The sequence below is a fragment of the Pedobacter aquatilis genome (assembly GCF_032678405.1).
Taxonomy (GTDB): Bacteria; Bacteroidota; Bacteroidia; order Sphingobacteriales; family Sphingobacteriaceae; genus Pedobacter; species Pedobacter aquatilis_A.
In genome coordinates this window covers 232003-247755 of sequence record NZ_JAVTSJ010000004.1, presented here as the reverse complement: position 1 = coordinate 247755, position 15753 = coordinate 232003, and the positions used below count along the sequence as shown (strand labels likewise).

Genomic DNA, 15753 nt, shown 5'->3' with positions numbered 1-15753 from the left:
TCAAGGGTTTAAAGAAATAGAAAATGTCGAGGCTGGAAGTCCGGCCTGGTTAATTAAGTTTGCCCGGCTAAAAGGCGCGAAGGCGTATAGTACTTTTGTAATTTTTAACTGCTTTGGAATGGTGAGGACAATGGTGCTGCCGATAATTTTTCCGCTAGCTGGGTAACGAGTGCCCTTGTTATCTTCAAGTTCAAAACCAATAAGCCTTTCACCATTTCTAGTGGCAAGCTGCCGGGCATGTGAAAAATGAAGGGTGATTTTTCCTGGGCTCATCTTTGCCTGCGAGATCAGCGGGCCAGTGGATTCCAGCTTTTTATCGTAGCTATTCGCCAGGGCCAGTAGCACCAGGCGTTCGCCGATTTGTTTTTTTGCTTTTGGGTGGACATTCAGTGAATCACCCAAATCAAGGCTTACTGCCATGGCTACCCCTGGGATTTCTGCAGCTAATTTCCGCTGCATATCCCGAAAATAAGGCCAGGATGACCTGTCGATGGAAGAAAGCTGTACAAAATAAAAAGGCAAGGTCTTTCCCCATTTCTTCCGCCAGCTATTGACCAGTAGCGGAAATTCATGGGCATATAGCTCAGGGTTATGCGTATTGCTTTCCCCCTGGTACCATATTACCCCTTTTATCGGAAATTCAGCAATTTTAGCGATACCTGCTTCATCATTATAGCAAGGCTCGTAAGGATGCCGCTGTTTTTTTGCTTTGGCATTTTTTAAGTTTAGCCCTGCCCTTTCCCTTACCCAGTCCTGTAAAAAATCGGAAGCCCGCCAATTGCTGAGCATATCCACGAGCAAAGGGTCAGCCTCCATCGTTTCCCTGTCCAGCCAGGATTCTATCCCTGATCCGCCTACGGCCAGTTGGATCAGGCCAATGGGAACCTTTTCACTTTTAAGCAGTCTTTCTCCGAAATAATAGCCGATGGCAGAAAAGTTGCCCGCTGAAGCAGCATCCGGCCTTGTCCATTTCCCTGAAAAATAATTCAGACGGTTAACGCTTTTTAGGGATAAAGAGTCCCAGGCATTGTTAGCCGTTTCTACGAGCGGCTGGTAATTCAGCAACCTTAAGTGCTGTTCTTTTTTTAAGCGGACTAAATCCGCTGGACCGGTTGAAGCATCTTTCAGCGCAAAAGCCATATTGGATTGTCCGGCACATAACCATACATCTCCAAATAGCACATTCTTTAGCTGGATCGTCTTGCCAGTAGAACTGATGCTTAACTGATAAGGGCCACCGGCTTTTGTTGCTGGCAGATAAATTTTCCAATGGCCGTTTGAACCAGTTTTGGTGCTCCGGGTAAATCCTTTAAAACGAACGCTAACCACTTCGCCCGCATTGGCGGTTCCGTAAACGGGTAGCGGCTTATCCCGTTGCAAGACCATATCATCACCAAATATGCCGGAGAGTTTAAGGCCGCCGAAGTTTCCTGTATAATGCTCATAAATAGTTTTTGCGATAAGGCTAGCGCCTTCAGCATCAGGGTGAAGACTGTCAGTAAAAAGATCAGGGTGCATCTGGAGCGCCTCCTGTAAATCGATTAGCGGTAAATGGTAAGCATCGGCAAGTGCTGCAATAGCCTGCTGAATTTGCTTATACCAGATCCTGGTTCCTGATTTAAACCTGGGATGATCGGAGAAAACCGGGCTCATCGCGCAGATGTAGATTTTTATCTTAGGGCTGGTTTGTCTTAGCGTATCAATTAACCAGCCATAATCTTTTTTAAAGTCCTGCTTGAAGTTTGGCCAGTTTCTGGGATCGGTGTCATTTAAGCCCAGGTCGATGAATGCGACATCCGCTTTATAGCTGATTGCGTTTTTGAAGGCTGTGGTTTTATAATAAGGCCTATGGCCTTTTTTAAGCAGCGTTGCACCACTGAACCCAAAATTAGCTACCTCGAAACCATTACCCAGCAGCTGCTGAAGCCTTGCCGGGTAGCTTTGGCTTTCGGGTTCAGCCAGCAGATATCCTGCCGTGACCGAATTGCCGATACAGGCAATTCTGGTTTTCTGGGCATAGGCGCTGCTGACTGCTGATAAAAGCAGTAGTGTAAAGACCTTAAAAAACTGATTCATGGTTCGCCTATTTTACGATTTCGCCAATGGGTACCCGGACAAAGTATAAGTCCTTCACCCCTTCATATAGAAAGCCTATGGTCTTATCATCGATTTTGCTGAGCGAAGAGTAGCCGTAGAATTTACGCTCATCAACTAGCAGCGCATTCTTGTCAGCCCAGCTTTCCCCTAAATCAAGGCTGGCCTTGATGGTCAGGTTATAGCGGCCGCTCTGCGTGTTGTCATTTCCAAATAAAACCACCTGCTGCTTTTTACCTTTAAGGAGCATTTCTGATTTGATAAAGCTGGCCATACATACCGGATCTTGCAGTGCATTATAAGAACTATGGTGTTCGGTCCAGGTTTTCCCCATATCGCTGGTTGTCGCAACGCTCCTATAGCTACCGCGGTTATCCCGCATATTCAGCATCAGTAGGCCGGGACTGGTTTCAATCAGTTGGCTTTCTGTGGTATTGGCTTTTGGGCCTTTTTCTGTTTTCCAGCTCGCTCCATGGTCACTGCTATAAAGCAAGGTTGAATGCGGCATGGCATTTTCATCCCAGTACTGCGCGGCAAAAACAAGTTTACCATCTTGCATGGCAATGCCGCTACCTGGTCCATTAAAAAACAAGTTCCATTTCGGGTCTTTAACCGATGAGGTAATACTTTTGGGTTTTGACCAGCTTATCCCGTCATCCTCACTGCTCACCAGTACCAGCTGACCGGTAACATCCTCAGATAGACCCGGCCTTGAACCGGCAATGGAGCGGTTACCTTTACTCCAAAGTGCTGCTACCCATATTTTTTTAGTGATGGGATCAACCAGCACGGCTGGATCTCCAACACCATTATTGGCATTAGGCTCACCCATATCCATGATGATTTTCATCGGTGCCCAGGTTTTGCCTCCATCTAGGCTCCTACTCATCCCCACGTCAATGTTGCCAGGTAAATCCGTAGCATTATCGTAACGGATATCATAGACAGCGATTAATGTTCCGACAGTCGTTGTAGCGAGTCCCGGTATACGAAAAGTGTTTACGCCTCCATCGCCTGCTTTCTTAACTACCTGGCCTAGTCGTTTCTTTTGCCCTTCTCCTTCTTGATTGAGCGGAAAGGTTTTTGAATCCGCATCTACAATTTTATTTATGCGGAATTCGACTTTTTTATCGATGTCCGCATCGGCTTTTAATCTAGCACTGATCCAGAAATAATGCATGCCGGGGCTGAGTTCAATGTCTAATGGGATTTCAAATTTTTCCTTATAAGGGGACAAGCTCTTAAGCTTGTTGACCGCCGCAAAAAGCGGTTCTGTATCCGTAAAATAAACATCAATAGCTGCTAGGAGTGGAATACCCTCGGCATTTAGCGATGCCTGCAAGAATTTAAAGGTGGTTGGCTTTTCTCCAGCTGGAATATAAACCGATATGCGGGTTAGCGGATTTGTATCCACTCCTTTTAGCAAGGGTACAACAGGAGAATATGCCGTAAAACGTTTTGAATCTTGCGCGCCAGCAACAAAAGTCATTGCCATTAGCCAGAGCGTTAGAAAGGCTTTTAATTTTGTTTTCATAAATTTTAGCTCAGGCGCCCTCGAAGTCATTAAACTTTGGACGCAGGTAATACAATTGGATAACTAGGGCAATCAATACGATAAGCGAAAGCATGGCGAAATCTTTGCCCAGGATTCCCTCATCAGAAGATTTACCCAGCAGGTTAGTAATAAAAGCCCCGGCAAATACGCCGGTCATGTTCATTAAACCATAGGCAGTTGCCCGGTAACGGGCAGGTACAAACTGGCAAAGGATGGGCATATTGTTCGCATCGAACATGCCATAACCAAAACCAAAGCAGAATGCTGCGCCAACAACACTGTATATCGAACTGCCAAAGCCGATCAGAAGCAGGGAAGGAACGGTTAAGGCCAGGCCTATAGCGCTCGTATATACCCTGCCTTTAATGTTTTTCTGTACCCATCGGTCCGAGAGTATCCCACCGAATAGCACACCAAAGAAGGAGGATACGGCGATTGTAATGGTTGATATCGGACCCGCCTGGGCCATATCAATATGCAGGTTACCGGCAAATAAGGTAGGTAGCCAGTTTTTAGTGGCCCATCCAGGAAGGCTTGGAACCGCAAAATAAATCAGGATGACCCAGAAAGAAAGATTGCCAAGCAAAAAGGCAAGCCCTTTCCATAGGGACGTTTTTTTTTGTTCACTGGTGGTTGAAGAATGGACTGCTGCTGGCTGATTTTTTTTCTCTTTTAAGAAGAACAGCAAAATCACTGCATAGACTATCCCCACAAAGCCGAAACTGTGAAAAGTAGCCTGCCAGGAAAATTTAGCGGCAACCGTAGCGCCAAAGCCGCCCAGTGCCTGCCCCATATAAAGGCCGGTCATGTGAATGCCTATGGCGAGCGATCTGGTTTTACTATCATGGTAGTCGGCGATTAGCGATAAACCCGCAGGAATATATAACGCTTCACTTAAGCCCATCAATGCCCTTAACCAATAAATCTGATTAAAACTGGCAGCATAACCCATTAAAAAGGTCACCAGCGACCAGACCAAAAGACTACCCACGATGAGCCATTTCCGGTTAAGCTTATCTGCAATAATCCCTGAGACTGGGCTCATCAGACCATAGATCCAAAGGAATACCGCCATCAGGTAACCGAAATTGGTCGCTGACTTTAGCTCCTGAATGTCTATTTCCATTGCCGGCTTCATCGTGGAGAGCATCTGGCGATCCATATAATTGAGCAATGCTACAAACCATAACAAGCCAACCACTACCCAGGCATATTTTTTATTTTCTTTCATCTTTTATTTCTTTACCAACCACGATATCCGCCGTGCGCACCCCTGCCCTGATTTCGCCAGCTGCGATGATGATTTTATTATTGAATAAAACTGCATTCGTCGTCACTGGGCCATAAGGCATAGCAGCTTTCAACTCTGTCCAGTGGTCCAGAACCATATCATATTTTAATACGCCTTTACTAAAGCCTGGATGCGCAGACTGCAGGGTGGCTTTAGCCTTTTCAAGGCTTAGCTTTTTTCCCGGATCAGTTTCCTTTTTTATTGCCGAGATTAAGTTTTCCGTCTGATTGAAAGTTTTGCCTTCATCACCACTGAATACATAACAAGCATCGCCTAGCTGTAGCCCTGATGCTGCTGCCAGTGGATGAGGAAGCGGCGCCCTTTCACTCCATGTCTTTGTTACTGTATCAAAACAATAAACCTGATCATAGATAGTACTGATTCCGTCAGGATTTTTCCTTCTCCCACCTAGGAGATAAAGTTTAGTGCTATTTCCTTTTTCGCTACTGAGCAGCACACTGTGCGAAGCCGGTTGAGGGAGTTTTGGCAAGGTTTTCCATCCCGATGAGATATCTTTTAAGTTTAGACTATAAAACCGGTCTGAGCTACTTTCAATGAATTCCCCTCCCGCGAGATAAAGCATATCTCCTACCGCTACCATTGTGGCGCCTGTCGTGGGTAAGGGTAAATCTGGCAGAAAACTGATGCTTAGTAGACCACTATCGGTATTCCATTTTAGCTGCATCACTTTAGCTGACAGGCCCTTTTCATTTTCGCCGCCCGCGATGATGAATCCAGACGCCGTACTCACGCTGGCCGAATAGGCTAAATTGAAAGGTAATTTAAAGCTGAGTTTAACAGGCTTTAGCCGTTCATCAAAAACATAAACCTGGTCATAGTATTTTTTCTGGCCACCCATCCAGGGCATTTTATCCGGAAAATTAGTTCCTCCGGCCAGGATAAAAACGCCGTTGTGCTGGCCGGCCATTGCTCCAGCAAGTCCAAGTGAGGCGCCTTGTCCAGCAGCAGCCGGTATTTTAGCGCCAATGCTCCAGCTGATGTTTTTCCAGCCCTGGGCCTGCACTTTTGTTTGAGAAAGTATTACAGTGCTAATCAAGTAAGTAAGGGATATAATTAAGTTTTTCATAGCTAAACTGACCAGGTACAAGATAACCAAAGCCAAGCGATTATTCTTTTTCTCATTGGAACTTTGAGCAAAACTCTTGAAAGCCCAATGCTATCACATCGTTTTCAAAGGCTTTGAACTGTTCTCCGTTCATGTTACTTACCGGAAGTCGGAAGCTGCCGCAATCCAGTCCTATGAGTTTCATGTAAGCTTTTCCGGTGGCAATGCCCCCATATTTCCCAAGTAGGCGGATGAAGTCGATGGATTTTTGCTGCAGTTGCTTAGCACGCTCCAGCTCGCCCTTGTCAAAAGCTGCGATGAGCTCATGATAGAGCGGCGTGAGATAATTGAAGGTACTGCCCACAGCGCCCTTCGTACCCAGTACCAGCGCGGAAAGCATGTTTTCATCTCTTCCCCAAAGCATATCGTATTTTCCGTCCTTAAAGCTCATGCAAGAAAGAAAATCCATGAAATCTTCATGGGTATATTTGATTCCAGCAAAGTTACTGATCTTTCCATCTATTTCATTGAGTAAATCAAACATGCTAAAGGCTCCACCGGTAAGCACCGGAATATGGTAATAATAAAAAGGCATGTCCGGAACGGCTGAAGCAATACTGGCGCACATTTCAGCTAACACTTTAACGTTTGCTGGCTTAAAATAGGAAGGTGCGGTAAAAGAAACGGCATATAAGCCGATCTCCTTGGCATGTCTGGCAAGGCTGATACAGTCTTCCAGGCAAGTACCTCCAAGAAGGCTCATCACCTTGAAATCTTTATCACCTGCTGTTGCTTCGGCCCAGCTTTGGGCAAGGGCTTTTTTTTCTTCCAGGCTGAGCGAAACTCCCTCTCCGGTAGAACCGCAGATGAAAGCGCCGCTAACGCCATTGTGCTTTAAAAATTTATAATATTTTTCGATGAGGGCAGTATTGAGTTTACCATTGCTTTCCATTGGTGTAAATGGGGCAGCGATGAGCCCTTTAAGTTTAGTAGTTAACATATCTTATGTTTTCTGTTTCTGATTAATAATTCCCGGCACCCACCAGCTGAATGCCGGGATAAGGTTTAAAAAGCTGGATAACCCGGGTTCTGGGTTAGTGCCCTATTATTGGTTAAAGTGCTTCTATCAATTGGCCATAATAATTTGTAGGCTGATGCAGTCGTTAAGGTTGTAAATTCATAGACATAATTATCACCCATCCTTCGCAAATCATACCAACGTTTCCCCTCACCAACGAATTCTAGGAAACGTTCTTTTAAAATCGCCTCGTTTGCATCGCTGTCAACCAATTGATTGGGATAGCCTAAAGTGGCTGCATTATAATTAGCACCATAAGCCCTTGCCCGAACCAGGTTGAGCTCCGTTGCGGGACTTTCGCCGAGCATTACTTTAGCTTCTGCTAAAAGCAGCAGTAAATCGGCATAGCGGTAAACCGGGAAATCATTGGTGTAGACCCTATTCCCACCATTCTGCTCACCGAGGTATTTTTTCAGGAAAGCGCCGGCTATGGTATAGGCTCCGGCTGTATTTCTGGAATAGGCTGCCTGAATGGACAGGTTTTTTCTAAGGTCAAGGTTACTGAATTTACGGTAGCTTGCAATTTTGGTAGGTGCCCTTAGCAGACCACCATAATTATCTGTAGTTACATCAAATTTCCGGTTGGCCAATGAATCATAGAAATTAACGATAAGGCCCGTCTGCGGTACAAAATTTCCGATAAAGCCAAGAGTAGCCTCATCGAGTTTATTTTTAGAAGCGAAGATCATCTCATTATTGTCTTTATTAGCAACAGCAAATACATCTGCATAATTGTTAATTAAATTCAGTCCTGCGTTAGTCTGGATATCGGTTAATGCTGTTTTAGCGGTAGTCGCATCAGCTGTACCGCCGCTACGGTGTGCGGTCCATAGGTACACTTCTGCTTTCAACATTAAAGTTGCTGACTTTGACCAGAAACCTTTCTTGTTTTTAGCGTTAAAAGTATAATCGCTTCCAAAATTGGTATTTGACTGCTCGATATCCGATTTGATCAGAGCCATTACCTCAGCTTCACTGGAAGCTGCTTTTGCCAGATTTGAAACATCAACCGTTGTGGTAGGTTCCAGCTGGATAATTGTTTTGCCCCAGGAGCGGTAAAGCTGGAAATAATAGAAAGCACGCAGGCCATAAGCCATACCTAAGTAGTTTTTCTTTTTAGCATCACTCAGTACACTAGTTGTACCTAGCTTATTGATCAAAAGGTTAATCTGATTGATGTTGGTGTAAAAGCCACCAAAACCACTTACCCCGGAGTTATCCGCATCTAGGGTCTGTAGCCACATGCGCTCGAGTCCTTGGGTGGCTTCTCCGGTAAAAGTAGAGGTAGAGCCAGGATCGGTACCGAAAATATCAGAACGCAATTCCCCCAAATACATAAAATTAGCATTATGACTTCTGAATCTCGTGTAAACGCCATTAACAAAGGCATCAAACTGGTCAGCAGTCTGCCAGTAGCTTGCATCGGATAAACTACTTACGGGACTTAAGTCCAACTCGTTTTTACAGCCGGTAAACAGCATACTTAGCACTGCTGAAATGGCCAGTATATTTTTAAATATCTTTTTCATTTGAATAATTTTTAGCATTAAAAACCGACCTGAACGCCCATGATAAATGTCCTTGGTGTTGGATAAGTACCTGAATAAATACCCGTGATTACTCCACTAGATACCGGCGGCTCAGGTGAAGGGCCTGAAAATTTAGTGATGTATAGCAAGTTGCTACCCGTTAGGTAGATACGGGCTGTAGAGAAGAACTTCGTTTTGGAAAGCAAAGCCTTTGGCATATCATAAGAAAGCGTAATTTCCCTTAAGCACAGGTAGTCCCCTTTTTCATAGAACCTGGAGTTATTGCTGTTCAGCACAGCATTTCCATTATTTGCCCTGGTATAATTTTGTTTCGAACCCGCCACCTGGTCAGCATAATATACTTTTGGAATATCTGTAACGGTATTGGAAGGCGACCAGGCTTGCGTCTGCAGGGTAACGTAGTTAAAAGTTCCCTGGTAATTACCCAATGTACGGGCAAGCAAATCATTGTAAATGGTATGTCCTAATGCAAAATCCCAGCGGTTATATAAACCAAAACCTTTATAGCTGGCATTAAAGTTGAATCCACCCGTCCATTTTGGATAGATATTACCTAAATAGACCTGGTCTCTGGAATCGATGATATTATCGCCATTCACATCCTGCCAGTTTACGTCCCCTGCGGTGATCCTGCCGTTTACCCCTGGAGAAAGGTTTGGTCCGGTTATCCCAGCCACTGCATCCGTTCTATTTCCAGCGATTGCAGCCACCTCGGCAGCATCTTTAAAAATAGACACCTGCTTATATCCGTAGATATTACCTAAAGGCTGGCCTTCCTGAAGACCGCCTACCCAAACCACTTGACCTGATACCGGATCATAGATTTGAAGACCACCTTGCCTGTTGTTATCGTTTCCATTGAATGGCAGTTTTAAGATTTTGTTGCGAACAAAAGAAGCATTAGCGCCAGCATTTAATTTAAAAGCACCACTTAGGATTTTGGCATCTAGGCCCAACTCTACGCCTTTATTCTGAAGTGTTCCTAAATTTGTTCTAAGGCTAGAAAAACCGGTATAACTTGGTAAATCCAGATTAGTCAACAAATCACTGGTTTTACGGTCATAATAATCAAAAATCAAAGTGATTTTATCATTCAGTAAGCCCATATCTAAACCAAAATCTGTTGTTTTACTTTTCTCCCATCTAAGGCCACTATTAATGATACCCGTGTTTAGAAAACCTGCACTACCGTTATAATTGGTTTGCAGGCTATATACTCCTTGGGTTTCATAGCGTCCAAGACCTGCAATATTCCCATTCTGTCCATAGCTGATCCTGGGCTTTAAACTGGAAATGATTTTGCTGATTTTGGAATCCTGAAAAAATGCCTCTCTATGTACATTCCATCCTACTGAGACACCCGGAAAAATGCCATTACGGTTCTCCTGGGCTAAACTTGAGGCACCATCCAAACGGAAAGATGCATTCAGTAAATAGCGCTGATCATAGTTATAAGAAAAGCTGCTCAGGGCAGACAACATCTTGAATTCCGTCCTGGTAGTATAGTTGCTGCCCGCAGCAAAAGTGGTCGATGCATTGGCTGTAGGAATATCATCCGTAGGTGCATTTTGCCCTAAAACCTGCGAACCGTAAGATTTTACGTCAAAATATTCTCCGCCGGCAAGTAAATTGAAATTATGTTTACCAAAGGACTTGCTGTAATTCAGGATACCATTATATTGGGTCTGGAAATCACGTGCGAAAGTACTGGTAGATGACCTAGTCGTACTGCTGCCAGAATTGGCAAATAGCTGTGCATAAGTCTGAGTGGATTTCTGGAAGGATTGATCCAGGTTTTCAAATAGATAGGCATTTCCAGTTGCTTTAAAAAATAGTCCTGGAATGATGTCCCATTTTACCGCTGCATTGGCAACAATACGGTTGACTTCATTCGAGCGGTCAAGCCTGCCTAGCCAGTAAAGGGGATTTCCATCACTGGCACTATTACCAGGGTTTGGAATGGTTTTAGCCTCATCTACCCATGGGTTGAATGTAGGCCAGATTGCAAGGCTCCTGTATAAAGTATTCACCTCTCCGCCAATGGTGCCCAACTGGGATGCGGTAGACAGGGTAACGCCAGAACTGATCTCTACATTTGGCCTGATCTTATAAGAACCGTTGATATCGCCGGTATACCTTTTGTATTTTGAACCCACGATTACCCCGTCTTCATTATAGGCATCGAAAGCAGCAAAGTATTTTCCTTTATCATTTCCGCCACTGGCATTGATGTAATGGTCTTTGGTATAGGTATTCTGAAAAACCAGGTCTTCAATTTCGCCTCCATGATCTTTGTACATGATCTGCCCGCCATAAGGGTCGTTCATCACCTGCCATCCTGCCGGAAGAACGGTAGTACCTTGTATATATGTCCTAATGTCAAAACTGGCCAAATCAGCCGCATTGGTTGAGAGGCCCAATCCTCTTGAAGCATTGGCTTGTGCCAGGGTCCTGCCAGCATTCAGGTAACCTAAACGCGTATAATAGATATAGTCTCCGGCACCCATGTACTCATAACCCTGGCGCTGCTGGTTATAGCCCCCGGTAAATTTATAACCAATCTGGGAAGTACCTGCTTTTCCGGTTTTGGTAGTCACCAGGATTACCCCGTTATTGGCCCTTGCCCCATAAATTGCGGTTGCTGAAGCATCTTTAAGCGTTTCAATGGACTCAATATTCTCTGAAGAGATATCGTTTAGCGACCGGATGACCCCGTCAACAATCACCAGTGGTGCACCGGGGTTATTAATGGAAGCCCCGCCACGAAGTAATATCGAGGGCGCAGCGCCTGGTTGCCCTGAAGCCGTTACTACCTGAAGGCCTGGAACGGTTCCCTGTAAAGCGGAAGCCGCATTTGATCTTGGGGTATTGGCCAATACGTCCTTATCGAGTTTGGCAATAGAACTGGTTACATTCCTTCTGCTCTGGGTAGTATAACCTGTAACGACGATCTCATCTAGGTTTTTGCTGTCCTCCAGGAGCTTCACGCTGATGCTGGATTGCGTTTGTAGCGTAACTTCCTGACTGAGGTAGCCGGTATAACTAAATACCAGCACATCGCCTTTGGAAGCTTTAATGCTATAGCTACCATCAACATTAGTGGATACCCCATTTCTGGTTCCTTTAATTAATACAGTGGCACTTGGGATGCCCTCTCCTTTTGCATCGCTTACCTTTCCGGTAATTGCCTGCTGGCCGAAAGCATTCCCTGCTACAATCAGTAGCAGCAAAAGCATGGTTAGCCTGAGTGTTTTGAAGTAAAGTTTTTTCATTATTTGGTTATTTGATTTTGTATTATGTTATACATAATAATACTAAGTACCGATTTATTTTATTTATTTGCAAATGCTTTGCAAAAAATTTAACTTAAAAATTGATTGATTAAGGCTATATTTGCGCTTTAAACTACCTGCAAGGCCTTTTATCGTTTAAAAAATAAATTATACATAATAATGGAAGACATCAGCAATTTCAAATTATTGGATACCAGTTCATTGGTTGACCGTGTGGAGGATAAACTCGTGGAACTCCTGCAGGAGCGTAAACTAAAAGTTGGCGATAGCATTCCTACGGAGCTGGAGCTTTGTGCTGCGCTGGGCGTTAGCCGCACCGTGGTCAGGGAGGCCATGCTCCGCTTAAGGATGATGGGGCTGATTGAATCCAAGAAGAAAAAGGGTGCGGTGATTACCAGCCCTGATTTATTCGGGATACTATCCAAAAGCATGAACCCTCATATTCTGGACCAGGGGACGCTCAAGGAGATATTTGAAATTAGGCTCGTGCTTGAAATCGGTATGGCCGATTTTCTATTCCAGCGGATTACGACTGAAAATTTAGGGGAACTTCGGGAAATTGTCAATAAAGAGCCTGATGCATCCCAGGACCATCTTTTCAATATTGAACATGAAATTGCTTTTCACGGAAAATTATACGACATCACCGGTAATGAAACCTTGAAGAAATTCCAGAATATGCTCCTTCCGGTATTTGATTATGTACACAACAGCGGCTTGCTTAAAAAACAGGGCCAGCTGCATAAGTTCGTGTCTCATAAGGGGCTTGTGGATATCCTGGAAAACGGATCACCGGAACTCTTCCGAAATGCGATGCGCAATCACCTGGAGAATCATTTTAACCGGCTTTTTTCTATCGATTAGGCTTTGGGAACTGTAAAAGTAAATTGCTTAGTTAAGAAATTAACTCAAATAGATATTTTCTGGTTTGGCATCAACCAGCGCTCTTCGCCAAAGAAGATATCCTAATCTCCCACAAAGTGCTGCAACAAAATACTGGATATCTGCAGGTACATCATTCACGATACAGTACCTTATTTTATACTTTGAATTATAACTTAAATAGATAACCAGATCTTCTGTTGAAAAGCCTCTCCCATACAAAGATTTTAGATGAACCTGCTGAAGTTCTACTGCGGCCTTCTCCAAACGATCATTCATTAGCTTGGCCAACGATTTTTGCGGCTTAAAATCAGTCTCGAAAATTGGCAATACGGTCACGGTCATGCCACAAATATATATTAGTCCCCGATACCCGCAAGGCCAAAACGATTAAGGTATCGATTTACAGTTGAAATAATTTTAAACCTTACAGTTTCTAAAGGATCCAGTTCAAGGTAAGAGAGGCTAAGGTTCAACGATGGTGATTTATCAGCCTTAGCATATATTTCTTTCGACTGCTAAATTTAGCATAACATAAGCTCTAAGCTCATGCATGATCTTACCTATCTGTTTTATTTGTGAGCTCAACAATCATGAAGTGAAATTCCTGGTTTTGAACGCAAAAATTTCTGATCGCAGGGTCGGTGAAAAGACTAAACCCTGAAGGGTTTGCCCGAAAAAAATCTTCCCTGCTGTCGGCTTCGCCTCCGCGAGGTTTTTTTTTCAGCAAAGTCTTGTCTTCCGCCCCTGCTTCCCAGATCAACTCGCTTAACAAACCAGAAATGGTCCCCTTCAGAATGGTTCTGGTAGGTGATAAAATTTAATGTTATGCGAAACATGAAAAAACACAAAAGATCAGCGCATGCAAAAATCCGTACAGCCATCAGAAAATCTATGGCACTCAAAGCAGCAAATGCAGGGAAAAATCCGGTAGCAGCTCAAAGTGAAACAGCACATTTGGACGATAAGATGGATGCGTTTATGTTTTTCTTGGATTTTCTTTTTGAACCAGGTTATTCCCAAGAGTTCAGGGAGATCAATCCAGATGCCTTTTTTGCTCAATATGCAGCATTTTTACGGATTATCAGGGATTCGGGCTGATAGGATCTGGAAAATATGGCACTGGGTGTAGATGATCAGTATTTAAAATTTCTGCACCCAAGCTATAATGCTGATTATTTCACAATATGTTTAAGTTTATTATGCGATCCCAATCATATGACCTTAAATCACCGATTTTACTTCACATGACCGAATAAAAAAAGCAATTTACATCCAATTATCCAAAGGCGCTCACCAGACACAGCGTCGAAACAAACGGCCTTCCATCGCAGTAAATCGTTGGTATCAATAGCTTAAGAATTTTCGCTTACGGTTATAGTTCAGCAGATAGGTTTTTTTCTGGGCAGGGCCTAAGTAAGAATTTTCGATTAATGTTTCAACTAGATTTTGCTTTTGAACAAAGGGAAGTAGAAGTTTGTCCACTCTTTTTTCCTGGATCCCGACCCGTCTCGCAAACTCCCGGAAATCGCTGCCCGCTACATGACCATGGGTTTTGCGGTAGGCAGATTGGTAATTATCTGTGAATAGGCCGCCATTCAATCCAAAATCTGAATCGTTTACATGTATTTTGGTATTGAGCAGATCATAAGCAGGTGCTAAAATAAAATCGGCTTGTTTGGTTTCAATCAGGGAAAAATTTTTCAGGTGGGCATCGCCGTTCGAAAAAAGATAGTTGAATACCACCAGGGTGAAGAACTTCTCTATTTCTATGCGCCATGCAGGTACAAACTGCCTGATTAGGGCCGCACTAGACTCATAATTGTAATCATATTTATAGTCGGGACTTCCTAAACCTACTTTTCCGGCAAGGCTGGCAAAGTCTTCCATACGCCACTTTTTCCCTTCAGACTTCACATCAAAACGCAAAGTGATATAAGCAGGCTCCCCGCTTTCAAAAAAGATCAGTGCATTTTCTGCCGTATGTATGCCATAGACCTGTTTTGCGATCTGCATGGTCAGGTGTTCATTTGCCGGCACCTGGGCAGCATGACGGACGTCACGCGGGATGGGTTTAAGCAAGTAGGTTCCCTGCTCCCATTCTTTGGTCAGGCGTAAGGTTTTTCCGGACAGGATCATGGATAGCTTTTCCTGTACTCCAGAGATGGAAATACGTTTGCGGTTTTCCAGGAATATTTCAGCGTCCTTTTCATTTTTATCCGCAGAAGCGTAAGGCAGGATATGACTGACCACCTTTCCACCAAACAGGCGGCGCAGGGTTAAAGGGCTATAAGTATCGAAGCCTTCAGCAAGCGTTCCAGGATCAGTTTTAATTTCCATTCTGAATTTCTTTAACGGTTATTGCCCCGATGGTATCTGATCCCGCTGTTTTTAGTAACAGACCAAAAGCATCATTTTCATCAAGTTGATACTGCCTGGATTGCATCTTTTTATTTACCCCTTCGGATAGCATGTTGTAAAAAAAAGGAAATAGCGTTTCACTCACATATTCTTTTTGCTCTTTTGGCATCGTCAGGCTGATTGAAGGCAGCTTGGGATCGAGAAAATAGGTACTTTCATAAATAAAGCTATACTGGCGGTTATCATTTTCGCTGAGGTAACCCGCAAGGATGTCATTAAAAAATACGGCTGCCTGTCTCATGGATTTGGATTAGCTTGTGCGATGGATAGGGATAGCTCCAGCCCTAGTATGAGCGTAATTTTCTCGATAACTGCGAGTGTCGGATTCCCTTGGCCACGTTCAATTTTATATAGGGTATTCACGCTGATACCCGCAAGTTCGGCCAGATCAAACTGCGTCATGCGCAACTGTCTCCGCCTTTCGTTTAATAAATTACCAATCGATTTTCCCATTATAGTGTGAATTTCAATCAAAAATAAACATAAAAACTGACAATTAACTAAAAAACACACTATAATGTGA

The 15753-nt window shown here is 43.9% G+C and carries 13 protein-coding genes; 2 read left to right on the top strand and 11 right to left on the bottom strand.

Annotated elements, in window-relative coordinates; genetic code table 11:
* The 7 genes from R2R71_RS12625 to R2R71_RS12595 form a co-directional block, all read right to left on the bottom strand.
* A complete protein-coding gene (locus R2R71_RS12625) occupies positions 1-2076 on the bottom strand; it encodes a GDSL-type esterase/lipase family protein (RefSeq protein ID WP_316831629.1) in 2076 nt (691 codons plus the stop codon).
* A 7-nt stretch (positions 2077-2083) separates the two neighbouring features.
* The gene (locus tag R2R71_RS12620) at positions 2084-3658 is read right to left on the bottom strand and encodes an exo-alpha-sialidase (RefSeq protein WP_316831628.1); all 1575 of its coding nucleotides are present in this window, start codon (positions 3656-3658) and stop codon (positions 2084-2086) included.
* Complete coding sequence (locus tag R2R71_RS12615) at positions 3639-4880, bottom strand: MFS transporter (RefSeq protein ID WP_316831627.1); 1242 nt, start codon at positions 4878-4880, stop codon at positions 3639-3641. The genes R2R71_RS12620 and R2R71_RS12615 overlap by 20 nt, the downstream gene beginning before the upstream one ends.
* On the bottom strand, positions 4867-6027 hold the full coding sequence (locus R2R71_RS12610) for a kelch repeat-containing protein (protein ID WP_316831626.1): 1161 nt from the start codon (positions 6025-6027) through the stop codon (positions 4867-4869). Before R2R71_RS12610 ends, R2R71_RS12615 begins: the two co-directional genes overlap by 14 nt.
* 52 nt (positions 6028-6079) lie before the next feature.
* Complete coding sequence (locus R2R71_RS12605) at positions 6080-7006, bottom strand: dihydrodipicolinate synthase family protein (protein ID WP_316831625.1); 927 nt, start codon at positions 7004-7006, stop codon at positions 6080-6082.
* A 65-nt stretch (positions 7007-7071) separates the two neighbouring features.
* Positions 7072-8613 carry a SusD family outer membrane lipoprotein NanU gene (nanU, locus tag R2R71_RS12600; RefSeq protein WP_316831624.1) on the bottom strand — a complete coding sequence of 514 codons (1542 nt, stop codon included), beginning with the start codon at positions 8611-8613 and terminating at the stop codon, positions 7072-7074.
* 17 nt (positions 8614-8630) lie between these two features.
* The gene (locus R2R71_RS12595; protein WP_316831623.1) at positions 8631-11906 is read right to left on the bottom strand and encodes a TonB-dependent receptor; all 3276 of its coding nucleotides are present in this window, start codon (positions 11904-11906) and stop codon (positions 8631-8633) included.
* Positions 11907-12086: 180 nt separating this feature from the next.
* Here R2R71_RS12595 and R2R71_RS12590 point away from each other — a divergent pair, with 180 nt between their 5' ends.
* A complete protein-coding gene (locus R2R71_RS12590) occupies positions 12087-12791 on the top strand; it encodes a FadR/GntR family transcriptional regulator (protein ID WP_316831622.1) in 705 nt (234 codons plus the stop codon).
* A gap of 39 nt (positions 12792-12830) precedes the next feature.
* Here R2R71_RS12590 and R2R71_RS12585 read toward each other — a convergent pair whose 3' ends face one another.
* Positions 12831-13154, bottom strand: coding sequence for a hypothetical protein (locus R2R71_RS12585; RefSeq protein WP_316831621.1), 324 nt, complete (start codon positions 13152-13154; stop codon positions 12831-12833).
* Between the two features lie 492 nt (positions 13155-13646).
* Between R2R71_RS12585 and R2R71_RS12580 the strand changes: the two genes are divergently transcribed.
* Positions 13647-13910 carry a hypothetical protein gene (locus tag R2R71_RS12580; RefSeq protein WP_316831620.1) on the top strand — a complete coding sequence of 88 codons (264 nt, stop codon included), beginning with the start codon at positions 13647-13649 and terminating at the stop codon, positions 13908-13910.
* Between the two features lie 246 nt (positions 13911-14156).
* On the opposite strand, the gene R2R71_RS12575 is transcribed toward R2R71_RS12580, so the two are convergent.
* The 3 genes from R2R71_RS12575 to R2R71_RS12565 are packed head-to-tail and all read right to left on the bottom strand — an operon-like array spanning position 14157 to position 15683.
* Complete coding sequence (locus R2R71_RS12575) at positions 14157-15149, bottom strand: HipA domain-containing protein (RefSeq protein WP_316831619.1); 993 nt, start codon at positions 15147-15149, stop codon at positions 14157-14159.
* Positions 15139-15471 (bottom strand): HipA N-terminal domain-containing protein, encoded by a 333-nt coding sequence (locus R2R71_RS12570; protein ID WP_316831618.1) that lies wholly within the window; start codon positions 15469-15471, stop codon positions 15139-15141. Before R2R71_RS12570 ends, R2R71_RS12575 begins: the two co-directional genes overlap by 11 nt.
* Positions 15468-15683, bottom strand: coding sequence for a helix-turn-helix transcriptional regulator (locus R2R71_RS12565; RefSeq protein WP_316831617.1), 216 nt, complete (start codon positions 15681-15683; stop codon positions 15468-15470). The genes R2R71_RS12570 and R2R71_RS12565 overlap by 4 nt, the downstream gene beginning before the upstream one ends.
* Positions 15684-15753 lie beyond the last annotated feature (70 nt).

What these genes read in the sequence shown, in the direction of transcription:
- R2R71_RS12625 (WP_316831629.1), bottom strand. Translation starts at nt 2,076, where the DNA reads ATGAATCAGTTTTTTAAGGTCTTTACACTACTGCTTTTATCAGCAGTC.
- R2R71_RS12620 (WP_316831628.1), bottom strand. Translation starts at nt 3,658, where the DNA reads ATGACTTCGAGGGCGCCTGAGCTAAAATTTATGAAAACAAAATTAAAA.
- R2R71_RS12615 (WP_316831627.1), bottom strand. Translation starts at nt 4,880, where the DNA reads ATGAAAGAAAATAAAAAATATGCCTGGGTAGTGGTTGGCTTGTTATGG.
- R2R71_RS12610 (WP_316831626.1), bottom strand. Translation starts at nt 6,027, where the DNA reads ATGAAAAACTTAATTATATCCCTTACTTACTTGATTAGCACTGTAATA.
- R2R71_RS12605 (WP_316831625.1), bottom strand. Translation starts at nt 7,006, where the DNA reads ATGTTAACTACTAAACTTAAAGGGCTCATCGCTGCCCCATTTACACCA.
- nanU (WP_316831624.1), bottom strand. Translation starts at nt 8,613, where the DNA reads ATGAAAAAGATATTTAAAAATATACTGGCCATTTCAGCAGTGCTAAGT.
- R2R71_RS12595 (WP_316831623.1), bottom strand. Translation starts at nt 11,906, where the DNA reads ATGAAAAAACTTTACTTCAAAACACTCAGGCTAACCATGCTTTTGCTG.
- R2R71_RS12590 (WP_316831622.1), top strand. Translation starts at nt 12,087, where the DNA reads ATGGAAGACATCAGCAATTTCAAATTATTGGATACCAGTTCATTGGTT.
- R2R71_RS12585 (WP_316831621.1), bottom strand. Translation starts at nt 13,154, where the DNA reads ATGACCGTGACCGTATTGCCAATTTTCGAGACTGATTTTAAGCCGCAA.
- R2R71_RS12580 (WP_316831620.1), top strand. Translation starts at nt 13,647, where the DNA reads ATGAAAAAACACAAAAGATCAGCGCATGCAAAAATCCGTACAGCCATC.
- R2R71_RS12575 (WP_316831619.1), bottom strand. Translation starts at nt 15,149, where the DNA reads ATGGAAATTAAAACTGATCCTGGAACGCTTGCTGAAGGCTTCGATACT.
- R2R71_RS12570 (WP_316831618.1), bottom strand. Translation starts at nt 15,471, where the DNA reads ATGAGACAGGCAGCCGTATTTTTTAATGACATCCTTGCGGGTTACCTC.
- R2R71_RS12565 (WP_316831617.1), bottom strand. Translation starts at nt 15,683, where the DNA reads ATGGGAAAATCGATTGGTAATTTATTAAACGAAAGGCGGAGACAGTTG.